This is a genomic window from Alistipes senegalensis JC50 (assembly GCF_025145645.1).
GTDB lineage: Bacteria > Bacteroidota > Bacteroidia > Bacteroidales > Rikenellaceae > Alistipes > Alistipes senegalensis.
The window spans coordinates 3,386,423-3,399,056 of sequence record NZ_CP102252.1; the positions used below are offsets into that span (position 1 = coordinate 3,386,423).

Annotated in this window: 13 protein-coding genes; 2 read left to right on the plus strand and 11 right to left on the minus strand. The window is 57.9% G+C overall.

What is annotated here, in order from left to right:
• Window position 1 precedes the first annotated feature (1 nt).
• From panB to NQ519_RS13525, 4 genes are all read right to left on the minus strand, one after another.
• On the minus strand, window positions 2-814 hold the full coding sequence (gene panB / locus NQ519_RS13510) for a 3-methyl-2-oxobutanoate hydroxymethyltransferase (RefSeq protein ID WP_026076493.1): 813 nt from the start codon (window positions 812-814) through the stop codon (window positions 2-4).
• A gap of 9 nt (window positions 815-823) precedes the next feature.
• Window positions 824-1,777 (minus strand): bifunctional helix-turn-helix transcriptional regulator/GNAT family N-acetyltransferase, encoded by a 954-nt coding sequence (locus NQ519_RS13515; RefSeq protein WP_026076492.1) that lies wholly within the window; start codon window positions 1,775-1,777, stop codon window positions 824-826.
• 260 nt (window positions 1,778-2,037) lie between these two features.
• A complete protein-coding gene (locus tag NQ519_RS13520) occupies window positions 2,038-2,388 on the minus strand; it encodes a nuclear transport factor 2 family protein (RefSeq protein WP_019150625.1) in 351 nt (116 codons plus the stop codon).
• A 30-nt stretch (window positions 2,389-2,418) separates the two neighbouring features.
• Entirely contained in the window at window positions 2,419-2,802 is a 384-nt protein-coding gene (locus NQ519_RS13525; protein WP_019150624.1) for a nuclear transport factor 2 family protein, read from the minus strand.
• 201 nt (window positions 2,803-3,003) lie between these two features.
• On the opposite strand from NQ519_RS13525, the gene NQ519_RS13530 reads away from it, so the two are divergent.
• Window positions 3,004-3,300: a winged helix-turn-helix transcriptional regulator gene (locus tag NQ519_RS13530; protein ID WP_019150623.1), complete on the plus strand. Its 297-nt coding sequence runs from the start codon at window positions 3,004-3,006 to the stop codon at window positions 3,298-3,300.
• A gap of 102 nt (window positions 3,301-3,402) precedes the next feature.
• Here NQ519_RS13530 and NQ519_RS13535 read toward each other — a convergent pair whose 3' ends face one another.
• The 7 genes from NQ519_RS13535 to NQ519_RS13565 all read right to left on the minus strand — a co-directional run bounded on the left by NQ519_RS13535 (window position 3,403) and on the right by NQ519_RS13565 (window position 11,471).
• Window positions 3,403-4,209 carry a helix-turn-helix domain-containing protein gene (locus tag NQ519_RS13535; RefSeq protein WP_019150622.1) on the minus strand — a complete coding sequence of 269 codons (807 nt, stop codon included), beginning with the start codon at window positions 4,207-4,209 and terminating at the stop codon, window positions 3,403-3,405.
• A gap of 166 nt (window positions 4,210-4,375) precedes the next feature.
• Window positions 4,376-5,377 carry an aldo/keto reductase gene (locus NQ519_RS13540; protein ID WP_026076490.1) on the minus strand — a complete coding sequence of 334 codons (1,002 nt, stop codon included), beginning with the start codon at window positions 5,375-5,377 and terminating at the stop codon, window positions 4,376-4,378.
• A 25-nt stretch (window positions 5,378-5,402) separates the two neighbouring features.
• Complete coding sequence (locus tag NQ519_RS13545; protein ID WP_019150620.1) at window positions 5,403-6,500, minus strand: iron-containing alcohol dehydrogenase; 1,098 nt, start codon at window positions 6,498-6,500, stop codon at window positions 5,403-5,405.
• 21 nt (window positions 6,501-6,521) lie between these two features.
• Window positions 6,522-7,931 (minus strand): aldo/keto reductase, encoded by a 1,410-nt coding sequence (locus tag NQ519_RS13550; RefSeq protein ID WP_019150619.1) that lies wholly within the window; start codon window positions 7,929-7,931, stop codon window positions 6,522-6,524.
• Window positions 7,932-7,952: 21 nt separating this feature from the next.
• Window positions 7,953-9,455, minus strand: coding sequence for a 4Fe-4S binding protein (locus tag NQ519_RS13555; RefSeq protein ID WP_026076489.1), 1,503 nt, complete (start codon window positions 9,453-9,455; stop codon window positions 7,953-7,955).
• Window positions 9,456-9,470: 15 nt separating this feature from the next.
• Window positions 9,471-10,412, minus strand: coding sequence for an EFR1 family ferrodoxin (locus NQ519_RS13560; protein ID WP_019150617.1), 942 nt, complete (start codon window positions 10,410-10,412; stop codon window positions 9,471-9,473).
• Between the two features lie 111 nt (window positions 10,413-10,523).
• Entirely contained in the window at window positions 10,524-11,471 is a 948-nt protein-coding gene (locus tag NQ519_RS13565; RefSeq protein WP_019150616.1) for an aldo/keto reductase, read from the minus strand.
• A gap of 223 nt (window positions 11,472-11,694) precedes the next feature.
• Between NQ519_RS13565 and NQ519_RS13570 the strand changes: the two genes are divergently transcribed.
• Window positions 11,695-12,534 carry an aldo/keto reductase gene (locus tag NQ519_RS13570; RefSeq protein WP_019150615.1) on the plus strand — a complete coding sequence of 280 codons (840 nt, stop codon included), beginning with the start codon at window positions 11,695-11,697 and terminating at the stop codon, window positions 12,532-12,534.
• Window positions 12,535-12,634 lie beyond the last annotated feature (100 nt).

Below are 12,634 nucleotides of genomic sequence, written 5' to 3' on the forward strand. Positions count from 1 at the left end.
ATTAGTATTGTTCCGATATATTGGGAAAGTCTCTATTTTTGACATCCGCGATATATCGGCCGACGGCCTCCGCCATATCACGGTGAAGATCGGCATAGGTACGCAGGAATTTGGGATGGAATCCGTTGTTTTTACCTAACATATCATCAACTACGAGCACCTGCCCGTCGCACATGCCGCCACCGATGCCGATGGTCGGGATGGAAAGCTGCGCCGATACCTTTTCCGACAAGGAAGCCGGGATTTTTTCGAGCACGATGCCGAAACATCCGGTTTCTTCCAGCAATTTGGCGTCCGACATCAACTTCTCGGCTTCCTGTTCGTTGTTGGCACGCAGTCCGTAACCGCCGAACTTATGGATGGACTGTGGAGTCAGGCCGAGGTGTCCCATGACGGGGATGCCCATTTCGACGATTTTCCGCACGGTGTCGGCTATTTCTGCGCCACCTTCGAGCTTCAGGGCGTCGCATCCCGTTTTCTGCATGATTCTTACGGCGTTGTCTATTCCTTGCGTCGGATTGGTATAGGAGCCGAACGGCATGTCGCAGATAACGAGCGCATGTTCCGTTCCGCGCACGACCGAGGCGGCATAGACGATCATTTCATCGACTGTCATCGGGACGGTCGTTTCGTAACCAGCCATGACATTGGCTGCGGAATCGCCGACGAGAATTGAGTCGATGCCCGCTTCGTCGAGTATGCGTGCTGTGGTGAAATCGTATGCGGTAAGCATGGATATTTTCTCTCCGCGCCGCTTCATGTCGATAAGCGTCTGCACGGTAATCTTTTTCTTTGCAGGTGTATGTACTGACATAATGATTTATTATTTGAGTGTCAATTCCATCTGAATGTCTCCCCGTGCATAGGCGGGATGATATTCGGCGAGTTCACGGAATCCCAGTTTTTTATAGGTATGGATGGCGGGTTTGAGCAGCGTGTTGCTTTCCAGAAAGAGACTCTTCGCGCCGAGCGAACGGGCCTTGTCCACCGCCGCCCTGCAAAGCTGATAACCGATGCCCTTGCCGCGTACACCGGGGCTGACGGCGAGTTTCGCCAGCTCGTAATCGTATCGCGGGTCGTCCATTTTGCAGAGGGCACAGACGCCGACCGGCTCGCCGCGGTAGAGGGCCACGAAAATATGGCCTCCCCGGTCGATGATGCTCTCCTGCGGGTGGTCGATACATTCGATGTCGTGCTCCTCCAACTGCCAGTGCTGCGTGATCCATTGTTCGTTCAGCGAACGGAACACCGGCTGGTGGCACGGTTCGTAGGGGATGATTCGCACCTCCCGGCTTTCGCGTGCCCTGCGAACCGCTTTCACCCGTTCCAGGAGGCTTTTTTGCGCGAGCTGCTCCTCCCATTCTCCGATGGCGCGCCACAGGTCGTGGCGGGTTGCGTCCGACACTTCCCCGACGGCGGTAGCCACGTCCTCGCAAACCTCCGTCAGCATGCCGCACACTTTGCGGCCTTGCGGCGAAAGCGCGATGGTCGTCCGTCGCTTGTCCGTCTTGTCCGCCACCTCCCGGATAAGTTTTCCTGCCGCCATCTCCTTCACGATGTTGCTCACGGACGGATGCGTCTGTCCGATCTCCCGGGCGATTCCCGTAATGGTCTTCGCCCCGCCCTCCGAGAGGGCATAGAGCACGGGAAACCATTTCGGCCTGATGTCCACTCCATACAGCCGGTAAATCTCCGCCGCATCGTTCGTAATGCGGTCGGTCAGCATTCGCAAACGGCTTCCGATCGCCATTTTTCCTGTTCTGTCGAAAAAGTCCATATCCTACGGTCTGTTTATCGTTATTGAAAACGTAATTGATTACGCAAATATATGTTTTTTCTTTCATGCGACAAAACAATCAATGAAAAATAAAAGATTCAGTTCGGTTCAATGGTCATTGAACCGAACTGGATATGACCGATGAACCGCGGTCGGGGTTATGTATGATGCGGTGCAGTCTCTTTCCGACAGGAGCAGGCGAAAAAGAGCGCACCGACCGGCGCGCTCCTTGCCATTGCACATGACGAAATCCCGTCGGCTTACTGGTGGAATATCTTCGCTACGATCGTCCACCTGCCGTCGATCTTCACCAGCGAATGAAAATCGGTGAACGACAGCCCGTGCCAGTTCTCCAGCACGACACGCACCGTCGCAGCCGTGCCGACCGCTTCCAGGATGTCCACTTCGGCTTTCGTCCCGGCATCGGCTCCGAGCTGTCCGATGGCGGCATAGAGATTTTCGATGCTTCCGGCCGACAGCTCGCCGTTCAGATAGCCGTACATGACGGCGTCCTTGTGAAATGCCTTTTTGGCGAGTTCCACGTCGCCCGCAGCGCAGCCGTTCACATACTGCATGACGACCTCTCTGATTTCCCGATAATCCTTGATCATCTTTTTGTCCTCCTGACTTTAGTCGAGCCGTTATTTTTGAATCGTATTCGAATTCTGGTTGTAGGCTTTGGCCACGCAGCGCCATTCGCCGTCTATTTTCAGTAGCAATAAGTAATCCGTGAAGTCGATGCGGCCGCCCCAGCTCTCTTCCAGCACACGGACGACGGCCAGCGTCTCTTCGACCGCCGCCACGTCGATACGCGCTTTGAACTTATCGCCTGCGGCGACCGAATCGACATTGCGGTAGAACTGGTCGATGGAGCCGCGCTCCAACGCACCGTCGAGAAATCCGAACAATACGGCATCCTCGGTGAACAACTCTTTCGCGTAACGGCTGTCGCCCTCGGCGACGCTTTTTACGAATTTCATGGCGGCAGCTTCCACCGCCTTGTACTCTTCGATACTTGCTCTCATAACTTTCGGTTTTCAATTCTTTTGCAAAGTTAGAGGGGAGTATCCGACTGCGCAAGTACCGAAAAATTATTCATATACCGAAAATTTATTCGGTGTACCGTTCGTGCGGAATGTTATCCGTATCTTTGCAGCCGTAGAAAGAAAACCGTTATGTACGAAAGGAAGATACCTGTCGATTTGAGCTGCCCTTTGCGGCTGACAATGAGTTTAATCGACTCTAAATGGAAATCCTGCATTTTGGACGAACTGCGCGATGCGGCCATGCGGCCGAGCGAACTGCACAAAGCATTGCCCGAGGCTACGCCGCGCGTGCTCGATCTGCAACTGAAAGAGTTGGCGGACGACGGGCTGGTCGCAAAAACCATCTATCCCGAACTGCCGCCCCGCTCGGAATACGCCATCACGGAACTGGGACGGTCGTTGCTGCCCATCCTCGACGCCATGATTGCGTGGGGAGAGGCCAACAAGGCGTTGTTCGAGAAGAAATACGGGTCCTGAATATTGCTTGTCCATGTCCGGACGGTGGCGGCATTCACGCACCGGCCGTCCCGGCATCCGGGCGCGCGGAGGGTGTCTTTTATGCAACTCCTGGAAAGCGGGTCACTTCCGGTAATCCGTTGGATTGAGCCCCAAATTCTGCTGCACGTAGCGGCTGAAATAGGCCGGAGACGAGAAGCCGAACATGTCGGAAATCTGCACGAATGTCAGCGATTTGTCGCGGAGCAGGCGCGTGATGTCGAGGATCGTATAGCGGTTGATCCAGTAGTTGGCGGCGTATCCGCTGACCTTTTTGGAGACCTCCGAGAGGTATTTCGGCGAGGCGCACAGACAGTCGGCGTAATAGGACACCTCCCGATGTTCGCGGTAGGTGCCCGCTTCCAGCATCTTCAGAAAACGGTTCATGATGGAGGCGTTCTGCGTGGAGATGTCGCTCTCGCCGTAAATGCGGGCGTGGAAATCGAAAAAATCGAGAATGGCCGCCTGCATGGCGTTGACGAGCGTCTCGCGGTAAAAGCGGTGTTCCGTATCGGCGATGCGTTGTTCGAGCAGGTCGAAATCGCGGCGGCAGACGATTTGCTGCTCGGGCGTGAGGTGCATCACGGGGTTGAGAAACAGCGCCAGCGAGCCTTTCATGCCGTAGTTGCTTTGCGGCGTGCACAAATCTATGAAACCGGGTTTCGCATAGATGATCTTGCACCGGAAATCGTCCGACGGTTCTGTTTTCTCGATCAGTTTCCGCTTGCGGATGATCGACAGATCTCCGGCGTGCAGCTCGAAATCCCGTTCGTTGAAGCGGTAGCGGCACGTGCCGCCCAGGCAGAGCAGATGGGCCAGGTATTCCACCTCGGAATCCGTCGGCACGACGCCCAATTTGTCGATAACGATTATATCTTTCTGATAATCCATCTTGTCCGTTCGGTCTCTCGCAGGCAAAAATAGCAATAAATACGCAATAAACCCGCAGCCGTCGCCGATACGACTGCGAGTTTTTGCCGTTTTTCAACGGAATTTCAACGGCTTGCCGTCTCGGACCGGAACGCCGCCGGGTTTCCGTTCCGAAACGGAGTGCGGTTCATCCCTTTACGGGCGATCCTCCGAACACTTCGCTCATCGGCATCGCCGCGAGGGCATCGTCTACGGCCTGCACCTGTCCGGCGGTCAGACGGATGTCGGCAGCCCCGATATTCTCCTTGAGGCGGCACAGATGGCGCGTTCCGGGAATCGGCACGATCCACGGACGTTTGTTCATCATCCACGCCAGCGCGATCTGCGACGGTGTGGCGCGGTGCTCCTCCGCCAGTCCTTCGACGAGTTCGAACAGCGTGCGGTTCCGCTCGAAACTCTCCCGGCGGAACTGGGGCATCGAGGCACGGTAGTCGGTCGCCGGATCGAACGTCGAGTCGGCCGTATAGCAGTCGGTCAGCAGCCCGTTCGCCAGCGGCGAAAAAGCCACGAAGCCCACGCCCAGCTCTTCGAGCACGGGAAACAGCGCCTCGTGCCACCGGGCCATCATCGAGTAGCGGTTCTGCACGGCCGTGACCGGACATACCGCATGGGCGCGGCGCAGATACTCCTCCGTGGCCTCCGAAATGCCCCAGTGCAGGATTTTCCCCTCGCGGATCAGGTCGGCCATTACGCCGGCCACCTCTTCGGGTGCGACCTTCGGGTCGATGCGGTGCTGGTAGTAGAGGTCTATGCGGTCTGTGCGCAGACGGCGGAGCGACCCCTCGACCGCGCGGCGGATGGTCGCCGGACGCGAATCGGGAATCACGGCATGCGTGCCGCCCGCTTCGGGACACTCGAACGATATGCCGAATTTGGTGGCGATGACGATCCGGTCCCGAAACCGCCGCAGGGCCTCGCCCAGCAGTTCTTCGTTGTCGTGCGGCCGGTCCGGCGTGCCGTACATCTCGGCCGTGTCGAAAAAGGTATAGCCCATCTCCACGGCGTCGGCGAGCAGTTCCGTCATTTCGCCCTTGTCGGCCGGAGCGCCGTAGGCGTGGCTCATGCCCATGCAGTCCAGTCCCACGGCCGACACTCTCAATCCGCTGAGCCCCAATGTTCTGTAATACATCTTTGTTTCTCTCCGTTTTTCGCCGTTACCGTATCAGCGAGTTCATCAATTCGAAAACCTCGTTCGGGGTCAGCTCCGTCCGGCACGGGATGCTATCGACCTGTTCGCGGGTGATCTTGCCGTCGAAGTACATTTCCGCTCCGAATCCGGAAAACAGTTCGATCAGTTTTCGGGACGACTCCTCGATGGACGACCCGAACCCGAACGCATCCCGACAGTATTTTTCGACCTCTGCGGCATGATGCCTTCCCATCGCGGCGAGAAACCTCGGAAAAATGGAGGTCAGGCTTCTGCGATACGTGCTGCCGAAGAGTTTCTCGGGCAGAAATTCCAGTTCGTAGATGTCGTAAGCGAAAGGCTCCTCTTTCCCGATGCCTATCCGTGACGATGTGGAGAGCGAGGCTCCCAGCATGATAATGCCCCTCGCATCGAGGTCGTCCGGATTTTTCTGCAAGGTCCGCGTCGCTTCGAGGACGTTGCGGATGTAGGAGATTCCCGCGTCGTAGGACATTTTGTTCTTGTCGCCGAGGACACAGGCCGACAGCTGAACCAGCGTTACCAGTCCGGTGTAGGCGGTCATCTCCCGATCCAGGGTCAGCGAATATCGGGGACAGAGAATCGCATAGTCGGCGGCGATGCCGTAGGCCGTCCCGAAATCTCCGGTTCTCGAATCGACGGCCACCGCACCCAGCCCGTTTTCGGAGCCGCTGGACGGATAAGTGGGAATCAGCGCCAGCGGAAGGTGTTCCAGCCCGTACGGATTTCTCCCTTTCACGTATTCCCAGAGGTTCGATTCGTGGTAGAAGCCCAAAGCCATCAGTTTGGCGCAGTCCATTACGCTGGCCCCTCCGACGCCGATGATCATTGTCACGCCATTGGCCCTGGCCAGCCGGATTCCCTCTTCTGTTTTTTGAAACTCCCTCGAAGCGCCTCCGTATTCCACGAAGGGGATGTTGTTTTCGGTCAGGGTCCGGACGACATCGTCGCGGCAGCCGTTGCGTTCGGCGGAGCCGCCGCCGTGGACGAACATTATTTTATGGCCTTCGGCTATTTCGAGAATGGTCTCCCGGATGTCGTTGCGGAAGAGAAGTTTCGTGTCGTTTCTGAAAATGAAGTCTTTCATCTGTCGGTCGTTTTTTCAAGTTCATATTCCCTGTTTCAGGCGTTCCGCGTATGCGTCGATCCGGTGCAGTTCCTTCGGGATGTCGATCCGCTGCGGACAATGGACGCTGCACTGGTTGCAGCCGATGCACCGGTTCGCCTGCCGCAGTTTCGGCACGCTGCGGTCGTATCCCACCAGAAAGGCTTGCCGGGCTTTCCGGAAGTTCGCATCCTGCGAACTCTCCGGGACGTTGCCTTCGTTCAGGCACTTGTTGTAATGGAGCAGAATGGCGGGTATGTCGAGGCCGTACGGACAGGGCATGCAGTACTTGCAGTCGTTGCAGGGGATGGTGTCGAACCGCATCATCTGCGCGGCCGTCTCTTGCAGGAACCGGAAATCGTCTTCCGTCAGCGGCTTCAGCGGAGCGTAGGTGCGCAGGTTGTCCTGCAAGTGTTCCATGCGGGTCATGCCGCTCAGCACGGTCTGCACGCCCGGCAGGCTGCCGGCGAAACGGAACGCCCACGAGGCCACGCTCATCTCCGGCTCGCGCTGCTTGAGACGGGCGACGATGGTGCCCGGCACGTTGGAGAGCCGGCCGCCCAGCAGCGGTTCCATGATGACGGCGGGAATGTTCCGTTTGCGCAGTTCGCCGTAAAGATATTCGGCGTCGGTATTCCTCGGATTGATCCGCTTGGCGTATTTCCAGTCCAGATAGTTCAGCTGGATCTGCACGAAATCCCACTTGTATTCGTCGTGCCGCGCGAGCAGATGGTCGAACACCCGGACATCGCCGTGATACGAAAATCCGAGGTTGCGGATGCGCCCCGCCCTGCGTTCCTCCAGCAGGAAATCGAGGATGCCGTTCTTCACATAGCGGCTCTCGAACTCCTCCATGCCGCCGCCCATGCCCACGCCGTGCAGCAGCAAATAGTCTATGTAATCCACCTGCAACTCTTTCAGCGAATTGCGGTACATGGCGACGGAGGCTTCGCGGCTCCACGTGGCCGGGGCGAAGTTGGAGAGTTTGGTGGCGATGAAGTACTTGTCGCGCGGGTGACGGCTCAGGGCGATGCCGGTGGCGCGTTCCGACTTGCCCCGGCAATAGGCGGGCGACGTGTCGAAATAGTTCACTCCGTGGGCTATGGCATAGTCCACCAGTTCGTTCACCATCTCCTGATCTATCTCCTCGTTCCCTTCACGGGCGCTGCGGCCGCCGACGGAAGGCAGACGCATCATGCCGAATCCCAGCAGCGACACTTTGTCGCCCGACGTCGGGTTGGTCCGGTATGTCATCCGGTCCGCAGGGATCTCCGCGGCGGATGCCGCCGATGCCCCGTCGTTCTCGCCTCCCGTGCAGGCTGTCAGTCCGGTCGCGGCCATGCCGGCGGCTCCTATCGTTTTCAGAAACTCCCGGCGGGACAGCACGTTCCTGTTTTTATTCTGGTCGTTCATCTCCTTGTTGCTTGAAAGTTTCTACATCACGCTGTGCATCGTGTGTCCCTCCACGTAGATGGCGCTGAACGGACGCGCCGGACACAGGTTCTCGCATGCGCCGCACCCGATGCACCGCTCGGCATTGATGGCCGGAATCCGGACGGAGCTCATGTCGCCGCCGTCGGAGGGCACCATCAGGATAGCCCCCGAGGGACAATGGCGGGCGCAGTTGCCGCACTCCACACCGTCGGTCAGCGGAATGCAGTTCTTCCTGATCCATACGGCATGACCGATGCGGGTGGAGGATTTCTCCTCGACGGTGATCGGCCGGATGGCTCCCGCAGGGCAGACCTCCGAACACCTCGTGCACTCCGGACGGCAGTAGCCTCGTTCGTAGGACATTTCGGGCTGCATCAGCTTCTGCAAATCGGTCGAAGGGCGCAGCACGCCGTTGGGACAGGCCGACACGCAAAGCTGACAGGCGGTGCAATGCTGCGCGAAACTGCGTGCGCTCCACGCTCCCGGCGGTACGATCGGCGTGGCACGCACCGGAATCTTCTTGTCCTCGATGACGGCCAGTCCGCCGTCCACCTTCTTCTCCTGCGCCTTTACCGCCGATGCGACGGCGAGCACGGCCGTCGTCGAGAGGAAGCGGCGGCGGGAGGTGTCGATCCGTTCTGCCTGCTCGGGTTTCTCCGCTGCCGGTCCGGTCGTTTTTTTCCGGCGGTATTGCAGATGCAGGGCGTCGTGTTTGCAGGCGTCCAGGCAGTCCATGCACGCCACGCAGCGGCCGTAGTCGATGCGATGGTTCTTGTAGTCGATGCAGGCGGCCTTGCAGCGGCGCGAACAGAGGCTGCAATTCCTGCACTTCTCCGCGTCGAGCACCGGACGGAACAGCGAGAAACGGGAGAAGAATCCCAGGATCGTTCCCACGGGACAGATCGTATTGCAATAGGTGCGTCCGTTCCGCCATGCCAGCACGGCCAGCACGACCAATGTCAGCGCGGCGATAACGAACGTCGGCAGGCTCTTCATCCACACCTCCGTTTCATAAAAGGCGTAGCTGTCCGCCCGCTCGGCGAAATAGGCCAGCAGATTGTTGCCCCAGCGGTACAGCGGGGCGAAAAGGTTGGAGGCGATGCGCCCGTAGGAGCTGTACGGCGCCAGCAAGGCCACGAACGAGCCGATGCCGGCGATCAAGGCGATGACGAACAGTCCCAGCACTCCGTAGCGCAGCCACTTTATTTCGGGCGAGTAGGAGAAGCGATACCGTTTTGTTTTCCGCCGCCCGCTTATCCACGACACGATGTCCTGCATCACGCCCAGCGGGCAGATGACCGAGCAGTAGACCCTGCCCAGCAGCAGCGTCAGCAGAACCAGCGCGACGATCACGCCGACATTCAGGGCGAGCAGCGCGGGCAGGAACTGGATCTTCGCCGTCCAACCCAGCCACGCATGAACCGTCCCCGTGAAGTCGAGGAACAGGGCCGTGACCGCAACGAAAAACAATACGGCAAGTGTCAGTCTTAATTTTCTCAGCATAGCGTCTTCGGGTCGTTATGGTTTCTGATTGTTCGCCAGTTTGAGATCCATCAGCGAAATATGTTCGTTGCGGTATCTGGCATTGGGGTTCTTTTCCGTCCCGTCCGGGAAGGAGCCGTCTTCCGACTTGCGGAACTGAATGGCCCGCTGCGGACAGTTCTGGATGCAGGCGAAGCAGAATTCGCAGTCGCCGGAGATCCCGACGCCTTTCGATGTCAGTTCATAGTTGCCGCGCGGACACACGTACGTACAGATTCCGCAGTCGATGCAGGCGTCGGTCACGGTGAAGCATTTTTCGCTTTTCATCAGGAAGCCCACTTCGGGATCGAGGCCGCTCCGCTGCATGAAACCCTGATGTTGCTGCCGTTCCTCCTCCGTCACGGGTTCGTGCCAATGCCGCCGGCCGCCGATGTCCGCCGTTATCTTCTGCAAATTCTCGGGAATGTGCTTGTCTATCTTGATCTGCTCGTTCATGTCGAAGTTGGGCAGCCAGTTGTCCACCATGACGATGGTGCCGATATAGTCGAACGCATTGCCGGCCTTTCGGGATATGCGGTCCCAGATCTCCACGGCGTCGCATTTCCGTGCGCCGTAGGTCAGCACGGCGAATCTGTATCCGGCTTTCAGCCTGGCTTTCTGGATGAACTGCCGGACCATATAGGGCGGCATGTGCCCGTAGATGGGGTAGACGATGCCGATTTCGTCCGCTTCGAATTCATACTTTCCCCGTTTCACCATCTGCGGAATGCTGAGCAGTTCCGTATTCGCTCCGGCCAGCTGGCGGGCGATGTACAGGCAGTTGCCGGTTCCGGTGAAATAGAAAATGATGCGTTTGTTCCTTCTCCCCTCGCACGATGTCAGCGAGAGCAGCCCCGAGGATGCGACCGCACCGCCGAGCACGGCGGCTCCCATGCGCTTCAAAGCATCCCGGCGGCTGATTTTATTGTCCGTACTCATATTGAATGTCTTAATATGTTGTCTTTTGCAAAGATAGAGGATGCCTCCGAGAGCGTCCTTACAGAAATTACGGGATATGATGCGATTTTTTCGGTAGATGTCGCATATACGTTAATCCCGCATGGGCATTTTCCCCATCTGTTCCACCTGCTCGTAGGTGGCGTTGAAGAAACGTTTTTCTTTATTCAATCCACGCATCAGCTCCATCTCCCCGTCGGTCAGCTCGAAATCGAAAATTGCGATATTCTCTTCGATGTAATCGGGATTCGAGGCTCCGGGTATGGCCGAGAACCCCTCCTGCATGTGCCAGCGCAGAATCACCTGCGCCGGGGTCTTGCCGTGCGCTTCAGCTATTTGCATGATCGTCGGGTCTTTCAGCAGCGCACCGTTCGACATCGCACCGCCCAGCGGGAACCAGCAGGTGATGTGGATGCCGTAGGGCTTCACCTTCTCGCGCATGGCCAGCCGCTGCGCATAGGGGTGACACTCGATCTGAAGGACGGCAGGCTTTACGCGCGATTCCGCCATGATCTTTTCGAACACCTCGTCGTTGGCGTCGAAGTTGCTGATGCCCAACGCACGCACCTTGCCCATAGCCACGGCTTTCTCCATATCGCGCCATGCACCCACGAAATCGCCCACGGGCTGGTGTACGTACAGCAGGTCGATATAATCGGTTTGCAGGCGTGCCAGCATCTTGTCGATGGCTTCCATCGTCGTGCCTTCGCCATATTCCGTCGGCCACAGCTTGCTCGTTATCCATATTTCGTTGCGCGGGATGCCGCTCTCTTTCACGGCCTCTCCGACGCCGCGTTCGTCGTTGTAGGCGTGGGCGGTGTCGATGTGCCGGTAGCCGGCCTTCAATGCCGTGAGGCACGACTGTTTGCACACCTTGTCGGAGGGTTGGAGGAACGTCCCCAGCCCGAATTGCGGCATCAGAATGCCGTTGTTGAGCTGTACCATCGGCACGCCGGCGGCAGTATGGTAAATATCCTGTGCTGAGACGGAGACGCAGGCCATCGAGGCTGCGCAGATGAACATTGCAATAACCTTTTTCATATCTCTCGATCCGTTTTAATGGTTTCTCGGCACAAAATTAGCGGGTCTCCTCCACAACGGACTTACAAGAAATGCGGCTTGAATTGCAATTATTCCGGTTTTTGGTACACGGGGTTGCCTCTAACCGCAAAAACAGCAATATGAACCGAAATTTGTATAACAACGCCCGGAAAGAAAGAGCGTAATTTTGCTGCCGGGAATAATCGATCATAATAGTGAGAATATGAAAACGATCAAATTGAACAACGGCGTCGAGATGCCCCAGATGGGTTACGGCGTCTACCAGGTTTCGCCCGCCGAGTGCGAGCGCTGCGTTGCGGATGCCCTGAGCGTCGGCTACCGCATGATCGACACGGCACAGGCTTACCATAACGAAGAGGGCGTGGGCAACGCCGTGCGCCGCAGCGGCATCGACCGCGGAGAGATTTTCCTCGTGTCGAAAGTGTGGATCTCCAACTATGGGTACGAAAAGGCCAAAGCCTCCATCGACGAGAGCCTGCGCAAGTTGCAGACCGACTACATCGACCTGATGCTGCTGCACCAGCCCTTCTGCGACCGCTACGGTGCATACCGCGCATTGGAGGAGGCGTACAAGGAGGGAAAATTGCGGGCTATCGGCGTTTCGAACTTCTACCCCGACCACTTCATCGACCTGGCCAGCAATATGGAGATCGTCCCGGCGGTCAATCAGGTCGAAACGCACGTCTTCGACCAGCAGCGGGAGCCGCAGCGCATCATGGAGGAGTTCGGCACGCGCATCATGTCGTGGGGCCCGCTGGCCGAGGGCCGCAACGGCTTCTTCACGAACCCGGTTCTTGCCGAAATCGGCAGTAAATACGGCAAGTCGGTGGCGCAGGTGGCCCTGCGCTGGCTGATTCAGCGCGGTGTCATCATCATCCCCAAATCGACCCACATCGAGCGGATGCGGCAGAACCTCGACATCTTCGACTTCGCGCTCTCCGACGAAGACATGGCTGCCATCGCCGCACTCGACACGGGCAAGAGCCTGTTCTTCGACCACCACGACGCCGAAACGGCCCGTATGTTCATGGGATGGAGGTAATGCGACGAACGAGAATCCGGGAGATGTCCCGTAGTCGTTCCGCTTGCCGTTGAATATCGCCGTGCCGATGCGCTGAATCCGCGCATCCGTGACGGCCGGC